The following is a 22,998-nucleotide window of genomic DNA, read 5'->3' on the forward strand; positions in this document are numbered from 1 at the left end:
CCCTGTCAGGCCCGCCATGCCTCGATCGGGTTGCCCAGCCAACGGGTGTCGGCGGGGACGGACTCCCCGGCCATCACGAGAGAGGCGGGACCCAGTGTGCTGTGGGCCCCGACCGAACTTCCGGGCAGGACGATGCCGCCCGGGCCCAGCGTGGCGCCCTCGCGGAGGACCACAGTATCCGTCCTCAAGATCCGGTCGTGGAAGAGGTGAGTCTGCAACACGCACCCGCGGTTCACGGTGACCCCGTCACCCAGCTCCACCAGGTCGGACTCGGGCAGCCAGTAGCTCTCGCACCACACGCCCCGGCCGATCCGGGCCCCCAGCCCGCGCAGCCACAGGTTCAGCAGCGGGGTACCGGGCACCGAACCGGCCAGCCACGGCACCGCCAGTACCTCGACGAAGGTGTCGGCCAGCTCGTTGCGCCACACGAAGCCGCTCCACAGCGGGTGCTCACCCGTCCGGTGCCGGCCCACCAGCAGCCACTTCGCGACCACCGAGACGGCGCCCGCGGCCACCCCGGCGGCGAGCAGGACCACCCCGGACAGCAGCGCGGTACCCCAGACGCCCGGGCCGCCGCCCGCCGTGGCCAGGGCGCACAGCGCCGCCACCATCAGCACGGCCAGCGCGGCCGAGCAGAACACCGGCAGGAGGCGGCACAGCTCCACCAGGCCGCGCGCCCACAGCAGGTGCGCGGGCGGATCGTAGGTCCGGCTCTGGTCGGAGGACTCGGCGGAGCGGGGCAGCTTCACCGGCGGCAGGCCCAGGTAGGAGCTGCCCTTCTTGGCCTTCTTCGGGGTCGCGGACAGGACGCCCACCAGCCCCCCGTCCGGCACGCTGCGGCCGGGAGCGGTCATCCCCGAGTTGCCGAGGAACGCCCGGCGGCCGATCTCGGAGTGCCCGATGCGCATCCAGCCGCCGCCGAGCTCGTACGGGGCGGTCAGCGTGTCGTCGGCCAGGAACGCGCCCTCGCCGACGGTGGTCAGGCTCGGCAGCGCGAGCACGGTGGAGACCTCCGCGCCCCGGCCGATCTTCATGCCGAGCAACCGCAGCCACACCGGGGTGATCAGACCGGCGTACAGCGGGAAGAGGGTATCGCGGGCCAGGTCCATCAGCTGGGTGACGGTCCAGGCCTGCCAGCCGACCCGGCTGTGCGTCGGATGCGTTCCGGTGCGCAGGCCCAGGCTGAGCAGGCGTACGGAGACCAGCAGCAGGGCCGCGTACGTGAACCCGTACGCGAGCGCGCCGGGCACCACGGCGATCAGGGCCCCGCGCAGGGCTTCGGCCAGACCGGCGCCTGCGGGGACGAACCGGCTCACCACGAGCAGGGCCGGCACGGTGGAGAGCACCGGCAGCGCGGTGAGGCCGACGCCGGCCGCACCGTAGGCGGCCCGCCAGAAGGGCCCGCGCGGCGGACGCTGCTTGGGCCAGTTGTGCTTGGCCTTGCCCAGCTTGACGGCCGGGGCGCCGGCCCAGCGCTGCCCGGTGGGAACCGTGCCGGCCACGGCCGAGCCGGGGGCCACCTCGGCCCGCTTGCCGACGCGGGCGCCGGGGAAGAGGAGGCTGCGGGTGCCGACCACGGCGCCCGCGCCGACCTTGACCGGGCCGATGACCAGGCGGTCGCCGTCCAGCCAGTGCCCGCAGAGGTCCACCTCGGACTCGACGGCGCAGCCGCGGCCCAGTTTCAGCATGCCCGTCACCGGCGGCAGCGAGTGCAGGTCCACCTCGGGGCCGACCTTCGCGCCGAGGGCCCGTGCGTACCGCTCCAGCCAGGAACCGGTGAGCGAGGTCGCGCCCACGTACTCGGCCAGCCTCTCGGCCGTCCACAGCCGCAGGTGCACGCTTCCGCCGCGCGGGTGGCGTCCCGCCTTCACCCCGCGCAGCAGCAGGCGCGCGCCGCCGGCCGCGATCGCGAGGCGGCCCGGAGGGCTGAAGAGCAGTGCGGCCGCGGGCACGACGGCCCACCAGGAGGCGGTCGGCGCCCACGGGTAGGCCCCGAACCAGTGCAGTGCGTTGCCCAGCGCCAGCAGGGCCACGCTCCAGCGCAGTCCGACCAAGGTGAACAGCGGGAGCAGCAGGAGCGACTGCACGATCTTGGCCCGCAGCGGCACGGGGACCACGATCCGGGACGCCTCGTCGTCCTGTACGGACTTCTCCAGCCGCCGGGCCAGCTTGCGCAGTACGGGCTGCTGGTAGATGTCGAGGACGGCCGCGCGCGGGTAGCGGGTGCGCAGTCGGGTGGTCAGCTGGGCGGCGGCGAGACTGTTGCCGCCTATGGCGAAGAAGTCGTCGGCGGCGCCGCTGACGCCCACGCCGAGGGTCTCGGCCCACTGCTCGGCGAGCCAGGCCTCGGTGCCGTACAGCTGTTCGGCGGAGCCGGTCGTCTCCAGCTCGGGCAGCGGCCAGGGCAGGGCGGCCCGGTCGACCTTGCCGGAGGTGCGGGTCGGCAGCTCGTCGACCCGGGCCAGGAGCGGTACGAGGGCCGCCGGCAGCTCGGCGCGCAGCCGCTCCACGGCCGCCGCGTGGTCCCAGCCCTCCTGGGCGACCAGGTAGCCGACCAGCAGCTGGTTGCCGCTGCGGGCCGTACGGACGGCCGCGGCCGCGCCGGCGACGCCGGGCAGCGCCTGGAGCGCCGCGTCCACCTCGCCCAGCTCGATCCGGCGGCCGCCCAGCTTGATCTGCTCGTCGGCGCGGCCGAGGAAGATCAGCCCCTCCGGTTCCGCGCGGACGAGGTCGCCGCTGCGGTAGGCGCGCTCCCAGCCGAGGGACTCCAGCGGGGCGTACTTCTCGGCGTCCTTCTCGGGGTCGAGGTAGCGGGCGAGGCCGACGCCGCCGATCACCAGCTGGCCGCTGCCGCCCATCGGCACCGGCTCGCCGGACTCGTCGACGACGGCCAGCTCCCAGCCGTTCAGCGGGAGGCCGATCCGGATCGGCTCCTCGCCGGTCAGGAGGGCGGCGCAGGCGACGACGGTGGCCTCGGTGGGCCCGTACGTGTTCCAGACCTCCCGGCCCTCGGTGACCAGGCGCTGGGTCAGCTCGGGCGGGCAGGCCTCGCCGCCGAAGATCAGCAGCCGGACCTCGTCGAGGGTTTCGGGCTCCCACAGCGCGGCCAGGGTCGGCACGGTGGAGACCACGCTGATCTCCTGCTCCACGAGCCAGGGGCCGAGGTCGGCGCCGCTGCGCACCTGGGAGCGGGGGACCGGCACGAGGCAGGCGCCGTAGCGCCAGGCGAGCCACATCTCCTCGCAGGAGGCGTCGAAGGCGACGGACAGGCCGGCCATGACCCGGTCGCCGGGGCCGATGGGCTCCTCGGTGAGGAACAGCGCGGCCTCGGCGTCCACGAACGCGGCGGCGCTGCGGTGGCTGACGGCGACGCCCTTGGGCTTGCCGGTGGAGCCGGAGGTGAAGATGATCCACGCGTCGTGCTCGGGGCCGGGGCGCGCGGCGGAGCCGGGGACGCCGGGCAGGCCGGTGACGTCGATGCGCTGTCCGCCGCCCAGCACGGCCCGTACGCCGGCCTCGCCGAAGACCAGCTCGGCACGCTCCTCGGGGTCCTCGGCGTCGACCGGGACATAGGCGGCGCCTGCGGCGAGTACGGCGAGAATGGCCACATACAGTTCGTTGGTGCCGGAGGGCACGCGGACGCCGACCCGGTCTCCGAGGCCCACGCCGGCGGCCGCGAGCGCGCGCCGGCGGCGTTCCACCTCGACGGCCAGTGCCCGGTAGGTCAGCTGGGCGGTGCCGTCGTCGAGGGCGAGCTCGTCGGGGTAGGCCCGTACGGTCGTCTCGAAGAGGTCGACGAGGGTGCGCGCGGAGGCGGCGGGCCCGGCGGAGAACCGGGCGAACTTGCCGGACTCCTCGCGCGCGTCGTTGTCGTCGAGCAGGGTCGGATCACCGTGCTCAGATGTGGCTGCCATCGGCCCTCGCGTCTCGCTCCCCGGGGGAACATCCGGGTCGCCGGCGGAGCCCAGGTCTGCCCGGGTTGTTCCGGTCCGGCGTCGAACAACCGGCCATTCTACTGCGGCATCAAGAGTTTTCTCGCTGAAGGCTCGGCCCGTGGCGCAGAAGAGCCGGTCCGGCCGGGACCATCGGCAGGACGCCGGACGGGTGGTCGTGGTGACGGTGCGGCGCAGGTGGCGCGGCCCGCCCGCCGCCTCGGGGTCAGCCGCGTTCGAAGCCGTGGGTGCGGCCGATGACGGAGAAGCCGCGGCGCTCGTACCAGTGGCGTGGCCAGTCCGCCGCGTCGGCGGTCAGGAACCGGGTGCCGCAGTCCTGGCCGGCGGCCAGGCGCAGGGCGGTGGACAGGACGGCGTCGGCGTGACCCCGCCCGAGGTGGGCCTCGGAGGTGATCAGGTCCTCTATCTGGGCCAGGCCGGCCGCCCGGTCCAGATAGAGGTCGGCCCAGGAGGCGACCTCTCCCTCCGCCGTACGGGCGCCGACGAAGTGGACGACGTCGGCCGCGCTGCGGCGGGCCTCGCGCCGGTCGACGAGGTGGCGCACCACCGCGTCGCCGGCGTCCGGAAGCAGGTCCCGCCATCGCCGGGTGAGGGGGATGCGCAGGGCGTCGAGGTCCACCACCTCAGCCGACCCGCCGGCCGGGACCGGGCCTTCGTGCAGCATGACCAGATAGGTGGAGTGCGTGTATCCGGCCCTGACCAGCGGCTCTGCGCACGCCGCGCCGACTTCGTCGTCGAGGACGGAGATCAGCCGGTAGGGAAGATGTCCCAGCGCCTCCTCCGCGACGGCGGGCAGCGCCTCGGGGGCGGCGGCCCCGTCGACGATGAGTTGGTTGTTCGCGTGGGAATGGACGAAGGCGTCGTCATATACGGCGAACCCGCCGGGGAGGTCGACGACGCGCGCGGCCTGGCGGCGGGCGAAGGCCGACAGGAAGGAGGTGATTCGGGGTAGGGCCGAATGGGGCATGGGGGGAGCTTAGACAGGCGTGGATGATGGCCGCCATCGCATTGTGTGGAGGTACCGCCCGACCCTGCCCGGGCGGGTGACCACGCCCTTCGGGCCCTCAAGACGGGCGGTTCAGGCGGTTCAGGCGGCTCAGGTGGCACGGGTATAGCGGACGTTTCCGCTCCAGATGCGTTCGAGTCGTACTCGGGTGCCCGGCCGCGGGGCGTGCCAGATCTTGTCATGACCGGCGTAGATTCCCACATGTCCTATGGCCGAGCCCGCGGGAAAGAAGACCAGATCGCCCGGTATGCGCTCAACACGGCCGATGTGGCGTGTGTGTTCGTACTGTTGGTCGGCCGTGCGGGGGAGTACCCGGCCGGCCTGCCGGAAGGCGTAGAGCGTGAGGCCCGAACAGTCGAATTCCCGCGGCCCCGTCGCGCCGTAGACGTAGGGCGCGCCCCGCTTGGATGCGGCGATTTCGACGGCCTTGGCGCCGTACGGGGAGGCCGCCTCGGCCTCGGCTGCGGGGCCGGTGAAGCTGGCGAGGGAGATTATGACGCAGAACGTGAGGACGGTGGTGACACGGCGGGTCGTGCGGTGGTCGGGGCGAGGTTTTCGTTTGTCCGTACTGGTGCAACTCAATCGTGATACCTCCGCATTGTGTTGCTGAAACAGTCCCGGTGAGGTTCTGCGTCGGTGACATTGCGTACTGGCTCTCGATGGCGGACCAGTTTTGTCCGATCGGCGCGAAGTTCCGGCCATCGGACACGGCTTCAAATATCTCGGTTCAGTAAAATCGTCCGGGCTTGTGCGTATGGATTACTTTTCGAATGCCCAGGATGCGATGTCGCGGTAGTGGATCGGGCCGGGGCCTCGGCCTATGTTGCTGCCGACCAGGTGGAGGCGTTCGGCCCGCCATGCGCGGCCGGCGAACTCCGTGAGTGTGGCAGCGACTTCCAGGGTGCTGGACTGGTCGCTGCGGCGGGAGCGGGCCAGCGTGAGGTGGGGGCGCAGCGGCCGGTCCATGAAGGGGATCCCGCATTCCCTGATGACGGTACGGACCTGCGAAGTCAGCTGGTGCAGCCCGTCGATCTCCCCTTCGATCCCGCTCCACAGGACCCGCCGGTCGAAGTGCCCGCTGCCGCGCAGCGCAAGCTCCAGGGGCCGGTGTGCCGCCGCGAGGGCGGCGAGCGGGGGCCGCAGGAGCGGTACGGCGGAGACCGGGAGTTCACCGAGGAAGGCCAAAGTGATGTGCCAGTCCTCGATGCGGTTCCACCGCAGGTCCGGATGGGTGCGGTACGAGGGCCGCAGCTCCCGGGCCAGTTCCTCCTTGGCGTCGTCGGGCGGGGCGAGGGCGATGAACACGCGGGTGGTCGCGGCGGCGGAGGGGGACCGGCTCTGATCGTTCACGGGGGACTTCGTACCGCACCCCGGCGCTCCCGTCATCTTCCGCCCCGCGCCGCGCCGGTGGGGCGGGCCTTTCGGTGACCGGGGACGTGCGCTGACGGGCCGTCAGTTATGTGTGCGGGTCGGAGATTTGATCCCGTGGTGGCGGCCGGGGCTCAGGCGCGTGCGGTCAGGCGCTTCGTGAGCAGGGTGCCCACCACGATCAGCGCCGCGCCCAGCCACCACATGTTGTCGAAGATCAGGACGGCGATGCCGGCCGGCACCAGCAGCCCGGCCAGGGGTGCCAACATCCCGGCGAGGTGCGGCGGCTCGGGGCCGGGCTGACCCGCCTCCCGCAGGGCCCGGGCGCGAGCGACGTCGGGGTACCACTCGGTGAAGCGCACGGCCCCGACGATGGCCAGGATCTGGATGATCCATCCGGTCCAGATGTTGTTCGGATTGTGCAGCACCAGGTCGCCGTACGCGCCCGCCGCCGCGGCCACCAGGAACGCCAGCCCCCACGCGCCGGTGATGAGGTAGTTCGTCCTCAGGAACGTGGGTTTGTTCCAGTACTCGGGATCGACCCGCTCCCGCGCGTACTGGAGGGTGAACGGCATCCGGATCGCCATGGACCCGAAGGCGATCAGGACGAGGGCGATGTTGGAGACCTCGCCCGCGTACGTCTCCAGCCATGTGCGCGTGCCCGCGCTCGCGAGGAGGCCGATGACGGCGAGGATCGCGAAGAAGACCAGGTCGGCGATTTCCAGCAGCTTCCACGAGCTGCCCTTGTTGATCATCCGACCCGCCGTGACCAGCACGATCGTCGTCGCGAGAGCCAAGGCAACCGAGATCTCGAACCGGCCCGGCCCGACCAGGAGCGAAAAGATGATCCACGGCGCCATGCCGATGACGGGATTCTCCAGGAATCCCGCGATCGCACCGCGGGACGCGGGGGACCCATCGCGCTTCACCCTTCCAGAGTGCGCCGGTGTGTCCCAGGGGGCCATTCGGTGGGTGGAGGCGCGGGGGAGGCGAGTGTCTGCCCGCGGTTCGGAGCGCGGTGGGCAGAGTGGGGGCATGCATGCCGACGACAGCAGCCCCCTGGCCCGTGCGCACGTCGCGACCCGTCTTCCGGCTCAGGACCTGGACCGGGCGCGGCGCTTCTACGCCGAGAAGCTCGGCATGGAGCCCGCCGACGAGCGGCCCGGCGGGCTGCTGTACCGGTGCGGGACGACGGAGTTCGTGCTGTTCAAGTCGACGGGGGCCGCATCCGGCACCTTCACCCAGATGGCGTTGACGGTCGACGACATCGAGGCGGTCGTGGCGGAACTGAGGAGGCGCGGAGTGAGCTTCGAGGAGGTGGACGCGCCCGGGTTCCGGACGCAGGACGGGATCGCCGAGATCGAGGGGAACTATCCGAGCAAGGGAGCGCGGGGAGAGCGCGCCGCCTGGTTCCGGGACAGCGAGGGCAACCTGCTGGGCATCGGCGAACCGGTCCGCTGACAAGCCGCGGGCGCGGGTCGCGGGCCGGTGCCGTCGCCGGCCGAGACGGCGGTGGCGGGGCGCACGGGGGTCAGCGGTCGCTCTCCACCGTCACCTCGTGGGGCCAGACGCCGTGGTCCACGAAGTACGCCACCGCCCGGCACGCGAGCGTGAAGGGCACGGTGTCCCTGTCGCGGCGCCTGTCGGTCTGCCCGTCGCGCATCGCGTAGCCGCCGGAGTCGCCCGTGCCGTTCGGATCGACGAGGCGCTCGACGGGACCACCCGCGTCGTCCCGGAGGGAAACTGCCGCGCGATCGCCGTTCGTGACCACGGACAGCGACCGGCCCCGGCCGTCCTCGAACCAGGTCTCGTTGCTCGCCCAGTCCAGCCTGCGCACCAGCAGCTCGCGGGCCTCCTGGCCGCAGTAGCCGCCGTCGGGGGCGGAGCCCCGCAGGCTCCAGCGCCGTGGAACGGCCATGGGATCCTCCGATCCGACGAGGGTCATGCGTAGTGGCTGAGGATCACCAGCAGCGCCGTGCACTCCGCGAGGAGCTGGGCGGCCAGCGCCGCCTGCCGCACCCGCAGTGCGGGCGCGGCCAGGGCGACCACCAACGCCACGACGGCGACGCCGGCACCCCAGACGAACAGCCACCCGGGCAGCCCCCGCGCGCACTCCACCCCGTAGGTCACACAGCCCGACACCCGTACGGAGGACAGGAGCAGTATGACGGCGGCCAGGACTGCCGGGACGAACAGGGCGGCGGACAGGCCCGACCAGAACCGGGTGCGGTCCTTCCGTACGGTCTGCACCAGGGGCGTCGCAGGGCGAGCGGTTGCGTTCATGCCTCGATCCCACACGTTCGGCGGGCACGGCACAGCCGTCCCGGTACTCACCTCACGGTGTGCGACGTACTCAGTCCCCGGCCTGCGAACGCCGGGCCGGCGGGCCGCCCTGGCGTTCGCCCCGCTCACGCACCAGTTCCTCGACGGCGCTCGGCAGGGTCGTCTCGAAGTCGATCATCTTCGCCCAGGTCGGGGCGACGACGATCCGGACCATGCCGTCGTAGAGGGACCGGACCTCCGCCTCCCACTTGAGGCGCTGCTCGGGCGTCATCGTGTACGCCCCGTTCGACTGCAGGAACTCTTCCGGGATGCCCTCCACGACGTCGAGTTCGGCCCGCCCGCGGACGAGCAGGATCTTCGGCGGGTGCACCTCGGTGTCGATCGTCAGGGCGACCGCCGGGGCGTCGCGCAGGGCCGCGACCTTCGGCGCGTTCTTCGCCGTGCACATCACGACCTCGGAGCCGTTCCAGAAGAAGCCGATCGGGACGACACGGGGCGTGCCGTCCTTCGCGGTGTAGGCGAGGCGGGTCAGGTCGCGGGCCAGCAGCTCCTGACTGACGGGATGGTTCAGGACCTCGGTGATCTCGCTCGGCCGCACGGCCGCACCCGCCTTCCACGTCTGATCGCCGGTACCACCTCAGCTTAGGAGAGACCGGGACGTCACGCGGTGCTCGTCATGCGGGCGAAGACGACCACGTTGCTGTCGTAGTAGTGCTTCTTCGGGTCGAAGTCGCCGCCGCAGGTGACCAGGCGCAGGCCCGCGTAGTCGAGGTTCTTGTAGACGTCGAGGGTGGGGAAATCGGCCTTCGGGTACTCGGCCACCCGCTCCACCGTGAACGTGGCCGTCTTGGCGTCCCGCCGGGTGACGTCGATGGTGTCACCGGCCTTCATCGTCTTCAGCTTCTCGAACACGGCCGCCGCGCCGTTCCAGGTGACATGGCCGGCGATGACGGCCGGCCCCTGGGAGCCGGGGGTCGGGCCCGGCTCGTACCAGCCGGCGAGGGCGGGGTTCTTCGGCGTCTCCATGCTGCCGTCCGTGTTCTGGCGCAGCGTCTCCAGGGTGCTGGAGAGGCCCAGGGACGGGATGGCGATCTTCTGCGGTTCAGACCGGGCCAGGGCAGGCGCTGCCTGCGCCGCGGCCTTCGGCGGCGGCGTGGGGTGTCCGCCCGCGGAGGCCCCCGCGCCGGGAGCGGATCCGGTGGCGCCGCCCGCCGGGGCGGGGGACCCCGCCGCGGAGTACGCCCCGGGGCCCTTGCCCCCGCACGCGGTCAGCAGCAGCGTGGCCAGGGCGGCCGCGCCGAGTGCGCGGCGCACGGTACGGGGGGAGGTGCGGCCGCCCTTCACGCGGCGGCGCCCTTGGCTTCCGTACGCTCCGGGGCCGGCGAACTCCGCCGCCGTACGAGGAACACCGCCCCGGCCGCCGCCGCGGAGAGGGCGAGTGCCACGCCGGCCGGCACCGCCGCGCCCTGCGGCGCGCTCTGCGCGGTTGTGTCGCCTGCCTCGACGCCTCCGCCCGTCTCGATGCCGCCGACCGGGATCGAGCCCACCGACGCGCCCATCACCATGCCGCAGTTGGTCGGAGCGGTCGCCTCCTGGGGCAGCTTCGGGTCGAGCTCGCTCTTGCCGGCCCCCTGGACGTCGTACATGCCGTTGCCGTTGCGGTCGATGCCGTGCTGCACGATGTGCAGGTCCTTGATGTGGTCGACCACGTCCTGCGCGACCGTGATCGTCCGCTTGTAGGAGAGCTTGCCCTGCTTGTCGGCGACGGGCATCCGGTCCACCGCGAGCCCGCTGGCCGCCTTGGTGTCCCCGGAGGTGGTGAGCGAGATGTTGATGTCGCCGTAGTCGACGGTGGCTTCGGTGTTGCTGAGGACCCCGTCGCGGTTGGTGTCGTCAGTGGCGTCCGGGCACTTGAAGTCGTGCCCCTTGGTCGAGCCGTGCAGGTGCTGTGCGGAGGGCTGCCCGGGCACCATGCCCTCCGACTCGATCTGCACGGTCAGCTGGTTGCCCTTGATGCTCAGCATGGCCGTGCCCCGGGAACCGGAGTCGTTGAGCTGCGTGAGGTCGATCTGGTACGCCTTCCCGCCCTCGGCGGCGAGGGCCGGGCAGGACAGCCCGAGGGCGAGACAGACGGCGGCGGGCCCGGCGGTGAGTACCACGAGACGACCAGTGCGCTTGGCTATCACATTCGCTCCTGTTCCGCGGCCCCTCCCGGAGGGGGCCGGCAGATCGTACGGGGGTGAAGTGAGCCTCCCGGAGGGGGTCACGCCGCTACTTCGGAGCGTCGGCGCCGCCGGATGGGTGCCTCTTCGAAGAATTTCGCGCAAGTGCGAGGGCCGCCGCGAAGGCGGGCCGGGAGTCGGCCGAGGCGTACACCGTCACCGCGTCCACCACCCCGGCCGGCCCCAGGTCGAGGCGGACCGGCGGGTCCAAGTGCAGGGCGATGTCCAGTGAGCCGGCCACCGAACAGGCCACCGCACCCGCCTCACCCGGCACGGGCCGCGGACCACGACCGGGGACGGTCCGGACGGCCGGCGCCACGCAACGCACCGAAGCGCGCGGCAGCGTGACGTCCCCCAGGAACCCGGTCCGCAGGACGACCCGCCGCGCGTCCACGGTGTGCGGATGCCGGACCACCGCCGCCACCAGCCCCAACCCGGCCAGCACCAGGAGCAGTTCCAGCACCGCGTGCACCGCACGCACGCCGGGCGGCAGCATGGTGGAGAACAGGACGGCCGTGATGACCTCGGTCGCCGCGAGGGCGAGCACCAACTGCCGCGTCTCGGCCGAGTGCCGCAGCCCCGGCTCGGCCCGCCGCCGTACCAGTACCGCCGCCAGCGACCCGGCCCACACCCGCGCGATCCCCACTCTCGTGGGCCGGGCCGTCACGACCCCTCGCACCCCCTCCACCGCCGTCACGAGCACGTCCCCCTCACCCTCGTTCCAATTCCCTCCCGGCCCAGCGTCGAGCCGGGCAGACACCGATGAAAGTGATGAATGTCAGCGAAACGCGCGGTACTTGTCACCGGGGGCGTAGTTTTGCGCCAACCCCCTTTAACTACACCGGAGTTGTGGGCGCGCTGATCTATGTTCTGCGGGGTATGCACCAGTTCACCCCGGGAGGTCAGATTGCAGCACAGGCGACGCTTCCTCGCCTTTCCCCGCGCCTTACGCCGCTCCCACCTGCTCATCGCCCTCGGGCTCGGATCGCTGCTGATCGGGCTGGCGCCCTGGATCGCCGTCACCGGACCCGCCGCGGCCGGCCGTGCGCCCTCGCCGCGGCCCGCACCCGTTCCGTTCGACCAGCAGACCGCGCGCCAGTCACCCCACCACGGCATCGCGCCCGCCAACGCCATGGAGCCGACGGCTCCCGTCCTCGACCGGACCGGCTGGACGGCGGCGGCCGGTGACGAGGAGACCGCCGGCGAGAACGGCCGCGCCGCCAACGTGCTCGACGGCAACACCGCCACCATCTGGCACAGCAAGTGGACCGGCACGCCCATCCCGCCGCCCCACACCCTCACCATCGACATGCACCGCACCGCCGTCGTCTCCGCGCTCGTCTACCTCCCCCGCGCCGACGGACCCAACGGCCGCATCGGCGAGTACGCCATCAGCGTCAGTACGGACGGACAGGACTGGGCAGCGGCGAACCCCGTCGCCACCGGCACGCTCGCGGACGACGGCAGCGCCAAGACGCTCGGCTTCGCCCCGCAGGGCGCCCGCTTCGTACGGCTGACCGCGCTCACCGAGGCCGGCGGGCGCGGGCCCTGGACCTCCGCCGCCGAGATCAACCTGCTCGGCGACCCCGGCACCCCCGCCGCCACCGTCGACCTGCCCCGGACGGGCTGGACGGCCACGGCGAGCGACGAGGAGACGGCCGGCGAGAACGGCCGCGCGGCCAACGTGCTCGACGGCGACGCCAACACCCTCTGGCACAGCAGGTGGTCGGGGACTCCCGCCCCGCTGCCGCACAGCATCACCATCGACATGCATCGCACCACGGCCGTCTCCGCCCTCGTCTACCACCCCCGCCTGGGCGGGGGCAACGGCCGGGCCGGGGCGTACACGATCGCCACCAGCACCGACGGCACGGCCTTCGCGGCCCCCGTCGCCGCGGGCACCTGGCGCGACGACGACACCGTGAAGACCGCCACCTTCCTGCGCACCGAGACCGCGCGCTACGTACGGCTGACCGTGACCAGCGAGGCCGGGGGCCGCGGGCCCTGGACCTCCGCCGGCGAGATACGCCTGAGCGGACCCGCCAGCCCGGCCGTCCACGGCTCCTGGGACCGGATCACCGGCTTCCCCCTGGTACCCGTCGCCACCGCCGCCCTGCCCGGCGACAAGCTGCTCGCCTGGTCCGCGTACGCCGTCGACCGCTTCGGCGGCAGCAACGGCTACACCCAGACCGCGATCCTCGACCTGAAGACCGGCAAGGTCACCCAACGGCGCATCGACAACACCGGCCACGACATGTTCTGCCCCGGCATCGCCATGCTGGCCGACGGCCGCGTGCTCGTCACCGGCGGGAGCAACGCCGAGAAGGCGAGCATCTACGACCCGGCCGCCGACCGATGGTCCGCCACCACCGGCATGAACACCGCCCGCGGCTACCAGGCGATGACCCTGCTCTCCACCGGCGAGGCCTTCGTCCTCGGCGGATCCTGGAGCGGGGCCGCCGACACCGACAAGGCCGGCGAGGCCTGGTCGCCGGACACCCGCACCTGGCGCACGCTCCCCGGGGTCCCGGCCGCCCCCGCGCTGACCGCGGACCCGGCCGGACCCTACCGGGCCGACAACCACATGTGGCTGTACGCCACTTCGGGTGGCAACGTACTCCAGCTGGGTCCGAGCAAACAGATGAACTGGATCTCCACCAGCGGCCGGGGCGGCATCACCCCCGCCGGAACCCGCGCCGACAGCCAGGACGCCATGACCGGCAACGCCGTCGCCTACGACATCGGCAAACTGCTCACCCTGGGCGGCTCGCCCGCCTACGAGAAGACCCCGGCCACCCGGCGCGCCTACACCGTGACCGTCCCGGGCGCGGGCCGGCCGGTACGGGCGGACCGCACCGGGGACATGGAGCACGCCCGCGCCTTCAGCAACAGCGTCGTCCTCCCCGACGGCAAGGTGGCCGTCTTCGGCGGACAGGCCTACCCCGTGCCCTTCAGCGACGCCACCTCCGTGCTGGCCCCCGAGCTGTGGGACCCGTCGACCGGCACCTTCAGCCCGCTCGCCACCATGGCCATACCGCGCAACTACCACAGCGTGGCCAACCTGCTGCCGGACGGCCGGATCTTCTCCGGCGGCGGGGGCCTGTGCGGTGACTGCGCCACCAACCACGCCGACGGGGCCGTCTTCACCCCGCCCTACCTGCTGAACGCCGACGGATCGCCGAAGCCGCGTCCCGCCATCACCGGGGGCGTACCCGCCAAGGCGGCCCCGGGCGCCTCGCTCACGGTGACCACCCAGGCCCCGGTGGCCTCGTTCGTCCTGATGCGGGCCGCGGCCGCCACCCACTCCACCGACAACGACCAGCGGCGGGTCCCGCTGGCCTCCACGGCCACGGGGGGCGGCGCGTACACGGTGTCCGTACCGGCGGACACCGGCGTGGTCCTGCCGGGGAGCTACATGCTCTTCGCCCTCGACGCCCAGGGCGTTCCGAGCATCGCGAAGTTCATCACCGTCTCCTGAATCCCGCGCGGTGTCCGGTCGTCCCAGCGGCCGCCGGGGCGACCGGACACCGCTGCCGGGCTTGCCCGTCCGCTAAGTTGATCCACCGGACGGTCCGTTCGCCGCGGGCCGTGCAGGGGTCCTGGGGGACGGGGGAGTTCAGTGGAGTCTTTGCGGCCCGGCGACCTGCCGGAGATCGGCGGCTACCGACTGCTGGCGCGGCTCGGCGAGGGCGGAATGGGCGAGGTGTTCCTGGCCCGGACCCCTTCCGGCCGGCCGCTGGCCCTCAAGACGGTGCACCGCGAGCTGAGCCTGGAGCCGGACTTCGCCGACCGGTTCGCCCGCGAGATACGCACCAACGACCGCGTGCGCAGCCCGTGGACGGTCTCGGTCGTGGACTTCAGCGCGCCGGGGGTGCTCCCGCAGTGGCTGGCGACGGAGTACGTCGCCGCACCCTCGCTCGGCGACTGGGTGCGGCAGTACGGGCCGCTGCCGGAACCGGCCCTGTCGTGCCTGGCCCGGGAACTCTCGGCCGCGCTCGTCGCCGTACGGGCGGTGGGAGTCGTACACCGCGACATCAAGCCGGCGAACGTGCTGCTCGGCCCCGAGCGGCCCTTCCTCATCGACTTCGGCATCGCCCGTGCCGTCCGCGACCCCCGCCACACGCAGACGGGCGCCGTCCTCGGCACGCCGGGGTTCCTCGCGCCGGAGCAGGCGGTCGGCGCCGTGGCGGAGGCCCCGGCCGACGTGTTCGCACTGGCCGCCGTCCTCGTGTACGCCGCGACCGGCCGCGGCCCCTTCCTGACGGGCGGCGAGGAGCTCTCGCTGCCGGCCCTGCTGTACCGGATCGTGCACGACGAGCCCGTACTGGACGGGGTGCCGGAGCCGTTCCTGGCACTGGTACGGGAATGCCTGGCCAAGGATCCGGCCCGGCGGCCGACGGCCGAGGAGGTACGGGCGCGCCTCGGCGCGGCGCGGGAGGGGGACTGGAGCGCGGCGGCTCCGCCGGCCCTGGTCGCCGAGGCCGGCCGCCGGCAGGCCGAGCTCCGGGCGCTCCTGACCGGGTCACAGCCGCCGGCCGGCGCGCCCGCGGGGACGGGCACCGCGCCGGTCTCCCCGCCGCCGCCCGCGTACGCTCCGGCATCCCCGGCGGGCGGGCCGGGGGTCGGGACCAGGCCCGGGGCGGGGAACGCGGCGAGGAACGGGCGCGGCTTCCGGCGGCGGCCGGTGATCGGCGCGGCCGCGGGTATCGCCGTTCTCGCGAGCGCCGTCACGCTCGCGATCGTGTTGTCGAAGGGTGATGACGACCGCGGATCCGCCGCCGCCCCGCCGCCGTCGTCCTCCCCGTCGTCCTCCCCGGTGTCCGCCGCCGGCTCCCTGCCGCAGACGTGGGCCGGCACGTGGTCCGGCGTGGGGCCCGGGACGCCGGACGCGGACGGGATCACGCGGGCGCGGACCGGCGATTTCTCCGTCACGGTCACGCTGAACGCCGGGGCCCCGGGCGAGATCGTGGGCAAGCAGGTCAGCAACGTCAAGGAGGCTTCCTCAGGGCGGGACCTGGGCTGCACCGAGGCGCTCAAACTCCAGCAGATCAAGGGGAGCACGGCGGTCTTCGCGGCGGTGACCAGCCATCCGACCGACCGCGCGGCCTCGTTCGACTGCCCTCAGGGCAACCTCTACGTGCTGACGATGGAGTCCGCGGACCGCCTCAGGCTCGAATCCGAAGGCGCCCAGTCGGCAGGAGCCCCCGCGGCGCTGACCCGTGGCCGCTGAAGCCGGTCGGTCGCCGGCCACAGCGGTTCAGGAGGCCAGGAAAGCGACCAGGGCCGCGGCCACCGCCGCCGGGTCCTCCAACTGGGGGTAGTGCCCGACGGCCGGCGGCCCCGACAGCTCCACGATCTGCGCGTCCGGCATGCGGACCCGGATCCGGGCCAGTACGTGGGCCCCGCTGATCGGGTCGGCCGGGCCCCACACGAACAGGGTGGGCCCGGCGAAGTCCTCCAGCGCCGAGACCCACCGGTCCCGGTGCACACGGCGCTCGTCGATGTAGCGCAGCAGGCGCGGGGCGAGGCGATGGCCGTCGGCGCGGGAGGCGGAGACCCACAGATCGTGCAGGTCCCCGTCGTGGGGAGGCCGGCCCAGCACGGTGCGTAGGGTCGCCGCGAAACGGCGCTCCGTGGTGAACGGTGCCAGGAGCGGGCCGAGGGGGCCGTGCAGCAGGCGCTGGATCGGCACGGGGCGGTGGAGATCGGGGTAGAGGCCGCCGTTCAGCCAGGCCATGCGGGTGATCCGGGCCGGGTCGCGGGCCAGCAGCTCCTGACCGACGCTCACTCCGTAGTCGTGCGTGACCAGGGCCGTGGAGCCGATCGAGTACCGCCTCCAGACCTCCTCGACGAGCGAGGCCTGGTCGAGCACCGCATAGCGGTGGCGCCGGGGCTTGTCGCTCTCGCCGAAACCGAGCAGGTCGAGCGTCGTGACCCGCATTCCGGCCGCGGCGAGCACCGGTACCACGGCCGCCCAGTCGTGCGAGGAGGTCGGGAACCCGTGGACGAGGGTGACGGGCGGGCCGAGCGGCGGCCCGTCCTGGCGTACGAAGACGCGGTGCCCCCCGATCAGCGGGGTACTGCCGCCTTCGGTCCAGGTGCGCAGCGGTGGCAGGGCGCGCTCACCGCCGGCGTTTTCGCTGCCGACAGGGTCGCCGCCGGCCTTCTCGCTGCTGACGTGTTCGCGGCTCATGCGCGGGCCTCCTCGGCGTGCAGGTGCTCCAGCCCGTACAGCAGGGTTCGCAGGCCGAACGCGAACTCCGCTTCGGAATCGAGGGAGTTGAGCAGCTCCGCGTGGCGGTGGACGGACGGGTGGGTGAGCGGCGACAGCGATCCGAACAACTCGGCCATCGCCGCGCGCTGTCCGGCGGTCCGGGCGGCGCCGCCGGAGTCGAGCACGGCGGCGCCGATCACGAAGTGGGTGACCGTCAGGTAGACGTGGACGGCCGACCGCGGAGCCCACCCGTGGGCGAGGAGCTGCCCGAGGGCGTGCTCACGGGCCCGCAGGGCGTTGGGGCCGAGCAATTGCCCGGAGGTCAGCAGCGGCACGACCGCCGGGTGCGCCGCGAGGACCCGGCGGAACTCCAGCGCCCCCCGCTCCAGCCCGGCCCGCCAGTCCCCGCGCAGTTCGGGCAGCCGGATCTCGCCCAGCATGTGGTCGACGGTCTCGATCAGGAGCTCCTCCCGGCTCGCGACGTGCCGGTACAGGGAGGTGTGGCGCACTTCGAGGCGCTCGCCGAGTCGGCGCATGGTCAGCGCCTCCAGGCCTTCCTGGTCGGCCAGTTCGAGCGCGCCCGCCGTGATCCGGTCGAGCGTCAGACCGCCCTGGCGCGGTCTGCGCCGCTCGCGTTCGGCGTACCGGGCCTGCCACCAGGCGGGTGATCCGGCGTGCGCGGGGGCGGCCTCGGCCTCGTGCTGGAGCGTCATGGGTGGCGGAGCCTACTCGAAGAGGTCGGGTTCCGTGCGGACGATCTCGTCCCACAGGGGCTGGAAGGAGAACCATCCCGCGAGCGGGAACCCCGTCTGGTCCCTGGTGTACCGGGCGGACTCGGGGTCGATCAAGTGCGGGGTGCCAGCCGCCTCGGCCAGCAGCTGCGCCTGGGCGCTGCGCTCCATGGAGATGAACCACCAGGCCGCCTCGTCGACCGACTCGCCGACCGTGAAGATGCCGTGGTTCTGATGGATGACGGCCTTGTGCGGCCCCAGCCCCGCCGCGAGCTGCCGGCCCGCCTCCTCCTCGACCACGACGGCGCCGGCGCCGTCCCGGTGCACGGTGTGCTGTTCGTACACGGCGCACGCGTCCTGGGTGATCGGGTCCAGCGGGCGCCCGAGGCTGGAGAAGGCCTTGCCGTGGACGGCGTGGGCGTGACAGGCGGCGATCACGTCGGGACGGGCCGCGTGGATCGCGGAGTGGATCACGAACCCCGCCTGGTTGACGGGCCGCCTGCCGTGGCGGACCTGCCCTTCGTGGTCGACGAGGATCAGGTCGCTGACGCGGACGTGCCGGAAGGACATGCCGAAGGGATTGACCCAGAACATGTCGGTGTACTCCGGGTCCCGCACGGTGATGTGTCCCGCGACCCCTTCGGAGAAGCCGAGGCGGCCGAAGACGCGGCAGGCTCCGGCGAGCCGCTGCTTGCGGTGCTCGCGCTCCTGGTCGGGGTCGGTGAACGTGGGGGGCAGGGGCAGTTCGAGGTTCTCCTGACGGGGGACGAAGGCGCTGCCGCGCCATACGCTCCCGCCGTCCTCCGGGCCGGTGTCCGGGTCCGTCTCCTGATGTCCGTGGGTGTCCGCCGTACGGCTCATGCCCGCCTCCCTCGATTGTGCGTCCACTGGACGCATATCTTGCGTCCAGTGGACGCCCCACGCAAGACCCGGACCCCGACCACCGGCCTCCGGTGCCCAACCGGCCCCACCGGGGCCCCGTTCATCGCCGCTGAACGCGGCGGTGAGGGAGTCCGATGAGCGCGCCGAACAGGACAGTTGAGGTCTTGGTCCCGCTGCGTGTCATTGCCTCTCACCACTTCATAACTTGAAGTCTCGAGGCCGTACCAATCGTGCTGAAAAGGCAGGCTAATCGCCTGATTACGCCGATGCGGAGCGTGATGGCAACGTTGCCATCTCGTTAATAGTTCACTTCTTGACGGGGGTGCCGGTGCCGAGTTGACTGCCTCTACCTCGGCCGAAAGGAAACGGCCTGCTCAGGGAGGTTTACGTCGTGAACTCGCATCTCGCCCGCGTCGTCGTGGCGGTCGCCGCTGCCGCGGCATCCGTCTCGCTGACCGCCTGCGGCAGTACGGAGGGCGCCGGCGCGGGATCCGGCGGCACGGCGAAGAACGAGGCCATCAAGGTCGGCCTCCTGCTCCCGGAAGACCAGACGGCGCGCTACGAGAAGTTCGACAAGCCGCTGATCGAGAAGGAGATCGCCAAGTTCACCCGTAATAAAGGCCAAGTGGTCTATGCCAATGCCAAGCAGGATGCGGCAGCCCAGAACGCCCAGGTCGACGACATGATCGCCCGCAAGGTGAATGTGATCATCATTGACGCGGTGGACGCGAAAGCCATTGCCGGCGCGGTCAAGAAAGCCAAGGACGCCGGTATTCCGGTCATCGCGTACGACCGTCTCGCCGAAGGCCCGATCGACGCTTACACCTCCTTCGACAACGAAGACGTGGGCAAGGTCCAGGCCAAGGCCCTGCTGGAGGCGCTCGGCGACAAGGCCAAGGACGGCCAGATCGTCATGATGAACGGCTCGGTCACCGACCCGAACGCCAAGGGCTTCAAGTCCGGGGCGCACTCCGTCCTCGACGGCAAGGTGACGATCGGCAAGGAGTACGACACCCTCGGCTGGAAGCCGGAGAACGCCAACGCCAACATGACGGCCGCGCTCTCGGCACTCGGCAAGGGCAAGATCGTCGGCGTCTACTCCGCCAACGACGGCATGGCGGCCGGCATCATCAGTGCCCTCAAGGCCGCCGGCGTCTCCTCGCTGCCCCCGGTCACCGGCCAGGACGCGGAACTCGCCGGAGTGCAGCGGATCGTCGCGGGCGAGCAGTACATGACCGTCTACAAGAGCTACGCCCCCGAGGCCGCGGCCGCCGCGGAGATGGCCGTCTCGCTCGCCCAGGGCGAGAAGATCGACGGACTCATCAACCAGGTCGTAGACAGCCCGACCGTCAAGGCCGTCCCGTCCGTCCTCGTCCCGGGCATCGCGGTGACGAAGAACAACATCAGGTCGACGGTGGTCTACGACGGCGTCTACACGATCGCCGAGATCTGCACCGACCGGTACAAGTCCGCCTGTGATGAGATAGGCCTGAAGTAAGCACGAGCGCAGAACAGCGGATCGGTCCGGACCGGCCGGAACGCCCCCGCCCCGACCACCCCCGTCGCTCTGACGCGGGCCCGGGGCGGTGCCCTGCGCGGGCCCGCCCCGGGATCAGCCGACGCGCTCGCCCCGTCAGGGGCGGGCTGTCGGGTCAGCCGTTGCGGTGGTGGCGGCGGCCGTCCCAGGAGTCCGAGTCGAGGACGTTGCCGCGGTTGTCGCGCAGGGTCGCGCTGTCGCGCTCGTCCCAGATCTGGTGGTGGCGGTCCTGGTAGACGTCGTGGCGGGTGTCGCGGCCCTGACCGGTGTGGACCTTGACGCTGGAGCGGCCGTCCAGACGGAAGTCCTTGAACTGGTAGCGGTTGCCCTGCCGGTCGGTGAGGGTGAAGCCGCGCAGGTTGACGCTGCTTCGGCCGGTGTTCTTCACCTCGACCCACTCCCCGTTCAGGGCGCGGGCGGAGCGGTCGTTGCGACCGGGGCTGTCGTACTGGACGTCGCCGATGACGATCGCGGACTTCACGCCCCGGTGGTCGCGCCCGTGGTGGTCGCGCCCGTGGTTGTCGGCGGCGGCCGCCGGCAGGGCGGCGGCGCCGACCAGGGCGCCCGCGGCCAGCATCGCGGAGAGGGCCCGGCGGGTGGCGAGGGAAGCAGACATGGAGATGACCCCTTCAACAGACAGCGGCCCTCCCCGGCCGTGACGGCGCGAGGGGGCTCCGAACAGTTCCCGGCGTGCTGCCGAGGAGCCACACTCTGGCCCCCATCCACCAATGAAAGCCACCAACACGGGGCGTGTTACCCAATGCAGACATACCTATGACTCTCGCTTGTAGCGGACATCCGTCAAGGCGGTGCTGACGCGAACGCCGCAAGCCTGCGGAGCGACCCGTGGGAGGACTGGAGACCGCCTGTTCCGCGCGCGGGCGTGCGCCGGTCGCGCCGCTCCTCGCCCTCTGAGCCGTATGGGTTCCCGCTTTGTAACGGGTGTTCGGCGGGGCGTCGGAGCGGGGGCCGGGTTGACGGCCCGGCGCCCGCGCGAGCGCTACACGGGCTCCCACAGCTCGATGCGGTTGCCCTCGGGATCCGTGACCCAGCCGAAGCGGCCGACCCCGTCCATGTCCTGCGTCTCCTCGGCCACGTCCGCGCCCTTCGCGCGCAATTGCGCGAGCATCGCGTCCAGGTCGCGGACCCGGAAATTGAGCATGGTCCGCTGGTCCGGGGAACCGAAGTAGTCGGTCCCGGATTCGAACGCCGCGAACACCGTCGGCCCGGCCCCCTGCTGCCAGAGCCCGTGCTCATCGGCATCCAGGCCCAGACAGTCGCGATACCAGGCGCCCAGGGCTGTCGGATCGGCCGCCCGCATGAAGTACCCGCCGATTCCCGTCACACGTTCCATGCCGTCATCTTCGCAGGACGGTCACCCGGGCGGGCGGCCCCCGCACCCGTCAGGGGAGCAGTACGCAGTGGTTCTCGATCACCCTGCCACCGCGGTCCAGCCCTCCGCAGACGGCCAGCCGCGGGTACGCCCTGAACTCGCGGTTGATGACGAACCTGGCCTGCGACACGTTGGTCTTGCGGTTGTTGTAGTCCCCGACGAAGGCCCGCAGCGTCCCCGGGAGTCCGTCCCTCGTCGTGACGGTGATGTCCTGGATGAAGTCACGCCCCTGGTGGGCCGTCGCCACGCAGATGTACTGGCCGCAGGTGGCCTTGACCTCGGCGCTCGCAGGCGCCGCGGTCACGAGCGCCATGGCGCAGGCCGCGGCGAAGACCGCCGCGACCGTGGCCGGCCGCCGCCCCGCGGGCTTCACCGATCGCATCGTCTTCCGGCGTACGAAGTCCATGGGATCCCCTCCAGGGGCACTGTCGATTGCATGACGTGTTCACCGTGTCACGTTCGGTTGCACCCTCGTATGGGGCAACGGTGAACATGCGGTGAGGAGGCTGAGGATCCGCGGATGAGGTATCCGCCTGTCCCGTCCGGCCGGGTGCCGAGCCGGGCCGAACCACCCCTTTTGTACGCTCGGTACGCTCGCCGCCATGAGTGATCACACCGGGCCCGTACTGCTCCTGAACCCGCCCCGCACCAGCACGGCGGAACTTCTCGCGCAAGCCGCGGCGTGGCGCGGCCACGACGCCGTCGCGCACCCCGCGCAGGCCGCGGGCCGCGAGACCCACTGGTACGGAGGTCCGCTCGCCGCCGACGTCCTCGGCGGCCGGCTCGGCCTCGGGCTCCTCGAACCCGCCGACGACTGGCTCGCGCGGGTTCCGTATCCCCTCCTCGGGCGCTCCGTACGGCTCATGACACTCGCCGAGGCCCGAAACCGGCGGGAACCCGCCTTCGTGAAACCGCCCTCGGCCAAGATCGACCTGCTCCCGGCCGCGGTGTACCAGGACGCGAGCGCGCTGCCGGCTGCCCTGGACGACCGCACCCCCGTCCTGGTCAGCGGGGTGGTGGAGTTCGCGGCCGAGTACAGGCTGTTCGTACTCGACGGGGAGGCCGTCGCCGGCAGCCGCTACGCCGTGTACGGGCGCCCCGATCCCGCACCGCTCGACGCGCCGGCCCGGGCGTTCGCCCGCGAGGTGCTCGAAGCCACGGCCGCCGGCCTCCCCAGCGCCGTGTGCGTCGACATCGGCCGGCTCACCGACGGCGGCTGGGCGATCGTCGAGGCCAACATGCCGTGGTTCGCGCACTGCTACGCGGCCGAGCCGGACCGCGTCCTCGACGTCGTGCTCCGCGCGGCGGGTCCGCTGAGCCGCGTGTCCGGCCGGGACCTGCCCTTCGTACGCGCCTCCCGCACCCGGCCGAAGGAGCCGGCGGCGCGCTCCGCGCCGTGACCTCGCGGC

The 22,998-nt window shown here is 72.3% G+C and carries 22 protein-coding genes; 5 read left to right on the top strand and 17 right to left on the bottom strand.

Annotated features, from left to right (window positions below; translation table 11 throughout):
- Positions 1 to 5: 5 nt before the first annotated feature.
- The 5 genes from ACS04_RS31220 to ACS04_RS31240 all read right to left on the bottom strand — a co-directional run bounded on the left by ACS04_RS31220 (position 6) and on the right by ACS04_RS31240 (position 7,256).
- A complete protein-coding gene (locus ACS04_RS31220; protein WP_048480206.1) occupies positions 6 to 3,914 on the bottom strand; it encodes a Pls/PosA family non-ribosomal peptide synthetase in 3,909 nt (1,302 codons plus the stop codon).
- Between the two features lie 244 nt (positions 3,915 to 4,158).
- On the bottom strand, positions 4,159 to 4,920 hold the full coding sequence (locus ACS04_RS31225) for a GNAT family N-acetyltransferase (RefSeq protein ID WP_048480207.1): 762 nt from the start codon (positions 4,918 to 4,920) through the stop codon (positions 4,159 to 4,161).
- A 129-nt stretch (positions 4,921 to 5,049) separates the two neighbouring features.
- On the bottom strand, positions 5,050 to 5,454 hold the full coding sequence (locus ACS04_RS31230; protein WP_048480268.1) for a C40 family peptidase: 405 nt from the start codon (positions 5,452 to 5,454) through the stop codon (positions 5,050 to 5,052).
- A 264-nt stretch (positions 5,455 to 5,718) separates the two neighbouring features.
- Positions 5,719 to 6,309 (bottom strand): RNA 2',3'-cyclic phosphodiesterase, encoded by a 591-nt coding sequence (gene thpR, locus ACS04_RS31235; RefSeq protein ID WP_245236638.1) that lies wholly within the window; start codon positions 6,307 to 6,309, stop codon positions 5,719 to 5,721.
- Between the two features lie 152 nt (positions 6,310 to 6,461).
- Positions 6,462 to 7,256, bottom strand: a complete 795-nt coding sequence (locus ACS04_RS31240; protein ID WP_245236639.1) for a hypothetical protein — start codon at positions 7,254 to 7,256, stop codon at positions 6,462 to 6,464.
- Between the two features lie 106 nt (positions 7,257 to 7,362).
- On the opposite strand from ACS04_RS31240, the gene ACS04_RS31245 reads away from it, so the two are divergent.
- Entirely contained in the window at positions 7,363 to 7,788 is a 426-nt protein-coding gene (locus ACS04_RS31245; RefSeq protein WP_048480210.1) for a VOC family protein, read from the top strand.
- A 70-nt stretch (positions 7,789 to 7,858) separates the two neighbouring features.
- On the opposite strand, the gene ACS04_RS31250 is transcribed toward ACS04_RS31245, so the two are convergent.
- The 6 genes from ACS04_RS31250 to ACS04_RS40200 form a co-directional block, all read right to left on the bottom strand.
- A complete protein-coding gene (locus tag ACS04_RS31250; protein WP_158977715.1) occupies positions 7,859 to 8,245 on the bottom strand; it encodes a hypothetical protein in 387 nt (128 codons plus the stop codon).
- A 23-nt stretch (positions 8,246 to 8,268) separates the two neighbouring features.
- Positions 8,269 to 8,610, bottom strand: coding sequence for a hypothetical protein (locus ACS04_RS31255; protein WP_048480211.1), 342 nt, complete (start codon positions 8,608 to 8,610; stop codon positions 8,269 to 8,271).
- Positions 8,611 to 8,680: 70 nt separating this feature from the next.
- On the bottom strand, positions 8,681 to 9,208 hold the full coding sequence (locus ACS04_RS31260) for a pyridoxamine 5'-phosphate oxidase family protein (protein WP_048480212.1): 528 nt from the start codon (positions 9,206 to 9,208) through the stop codon (positions 8,681 to 8,683).
- A gap of 62 nt (positions 9,209 to 9,270) precedes the next feature.
- Positions 9,271 to 9,954, bottom strand: a complete 684-nt coding sequence (locus tag ACS04_RS31265; protein ID WP_053081058.1) for a class F sortase — start codon at positions 9,952 to 9,954, stop codon at positions 9,271 to 9,273.
- Positions 9,951 to 10,796, bottom strand: a complete 846-nt coding sequence (locus ACS04_RS31270; protein WP_048480213.1) for a hypothetical protein — start codon at positions 10,794 to 10,796, stop codon at positions 9,951 to 9,953. The genes ACS04_RS31265 and ACS04_RS31270 overlap by 4 nt, the downstream gene beginning before the upstream one ends.
- Positions 10,797 to 10,881: 85 nt before the next feature.
- Entirely contained in the window at positions 10,882 to 11,535 is a 654-nt protein-coding gene (locus ACS04_RS40200) for a hypothetical protein (RefSeq protein ID WP_158977719.1), read from the bottom strand.
- A gap of 204 nt (positions 11,536 to 11,739) precedes the next feature.
- On the opposite strand from ACS04_RS40200, the gene ACS04_RS31280 reads away from it, so the two are divergent.
- Together ACS04_RS31280 and ACS04_RS31285 are read left to right on the top strand one after the other, a co-directional pair.
- Entirely contained in the window at positions 11,740 to 14,310 is a 2,571-nt protein-coding gene (locus ACS04_RS31280; RefSeq protein WP_245236640.1) for a galactose oxidase family protein, read from the top strand.
- Positions 14,311 to 14,451: 141 nt separating this feature from the next.
- Positions 14,452 to 16,062, top strand: coding sequence for a serine/threonine-protein kinase (locus ACS04_RS31285; RefSeq protein ID WP_158977722.1), 1,611 nt, complete (start codon positions 14,452 to 14,454; stop codon positions 16,060 to 16,062).
- Between the two features lie 27 nt (positions 16,063 to 16,089).
- Here the strand turns inward: ACS04_RS31285 and ACS04_RS31290 are convergent, their stop codons facing one another.
- From ACS04_RS31290 to ACS04_RS31300, 3 genes are read right to left on the bottom strand one after another with little or no spacing between them, the layout of a single operon-like run.
- On the bottom strand, positions 16,090 to 17,025 hold the full coding sequence (locus ACS04_RS31290; RefSeq protein WP_078865546.1) for an alpha/beta fold hydrolase: 936 nt from the start codon (positions 17,023 to 17,025) through the stop codon (positions 16,090 to 16,092).
- Positions 17,022 to 17,759, bottom strand: a complete 738-nt coding sequence (locus ACS04_RS31295; RefSeq protein WP_053081060.1) for a TetR/AcrR family transcriptional regulator — start codon at positions 17,757 to 17,759, stop codon at positions 17,022 to 17,024. The genes ACS04_RS31290 and ACS04_RS31295 overlap by 4 nt, the downstream gene beginning before the upstream one ends.
- Positions 17,760 to 17,771: 12 nt before the next feature.
- Complete coding sequence (locus ACS04_RS31300) at positions 17,772 to 18,638, bottom strand: class II aldolase/adducin family protein (RefSeq protein ID WP_078865547.1); 867 nt, start codon at positions 18,636 to 18,638, stop codon at positions 17,772 to 17,774.
- 412 nt (positions 18,639 to 19,050) lie between these two features.
- Between ACS04_RS31300 and ACS04_RS31305 the strand changes: the two genes are divergently transcribed.
- Entirely contained in the window at positions 19,051 to 20,157 is a 1,107-nt protein-coding gene (locus tag ACS04_RS31305) for a sugar ABC transporter substrate-binding protein (protein ID WP_048480215.1), read from the top strand.
- A gap of 154 nt (positions 20,158 to 20,311) precedes the next feature.
- On the opposite strand, the gene ACS04_RS31310 is transcribed toward ACS04_RS31305, so the two are convergent.
- The 3 genes from ACS04_RS31310 to ACS04_RS31320 all read right to left on the bottom strand — a co-directional run bounded on the left by ACS04_RS31310 (position 20,312) and on the right by ACS04_RS31320 (position 21,995).
- A complete protein-coding gene (locus ACS04_RS31310; RefSeq protein WP_048480216.1) occupies positions 20,312 to 20,812 on the bottom strand; it encodes a lamin tail domain-containing protein in 501 nt (166 codons plus the stop codon).
- Between the two features lie 384 nt (positions 20,813 to 21,196).
- A complete protein-coding gene (locus tag ACS04_RS31315) occupies positions 21,197 to 21,550 on the bottom strand; it encodes a VOC family protein (protein ID WP_048480217.1) in 354 nt (117 codons plus the stop codon).
- A 49-nt stretch (positions 21,551 to 21,599) separates the two neighbouring features.
- Complete coding sequence (locus tag ACS04_RS31320; protein WP_245236641.1) at positions 21,600 to 21,995, bottom strand: hypothetical protein; 396 nt, start codon at positions 21,993 to 21,995, stop codon at positions 21,600 to 21,602.
- Between the two features lie 196 nt (positions 21,996 to 22,191).
- Between ACS04_RS31320 and ACS04_RS31325 the strand changes: the two genes are divergently transcribed.
- The gene (locus ACS04_RS31325; RefSeq protein WP_048480218.1) at positions 22,192 to 22,989 is read left to right on the top strand and encodes an ATP-grasp domain-containing protein; all 798 of its coding nucleotides are present in this window, start codon (positions 22,192 to 22,194) and stop codon (positions 22,987 to 22,989) included.
- The last annotated feature ends 9 nt before the right edge of the window (positions 22,990 to 22,998 follow it).

The sequence above is a fragment of the Streptomyces roseus genome, from assembly GCF_001044425.1.
In the GTDB taxonomy this organism is placed as follows: domain Bacteria; phylum Actinomycetota; class Actinomycetes; order Streptomycetales; family Streptomycetaceae; genus Streptomyces; species Streptomyces roseus.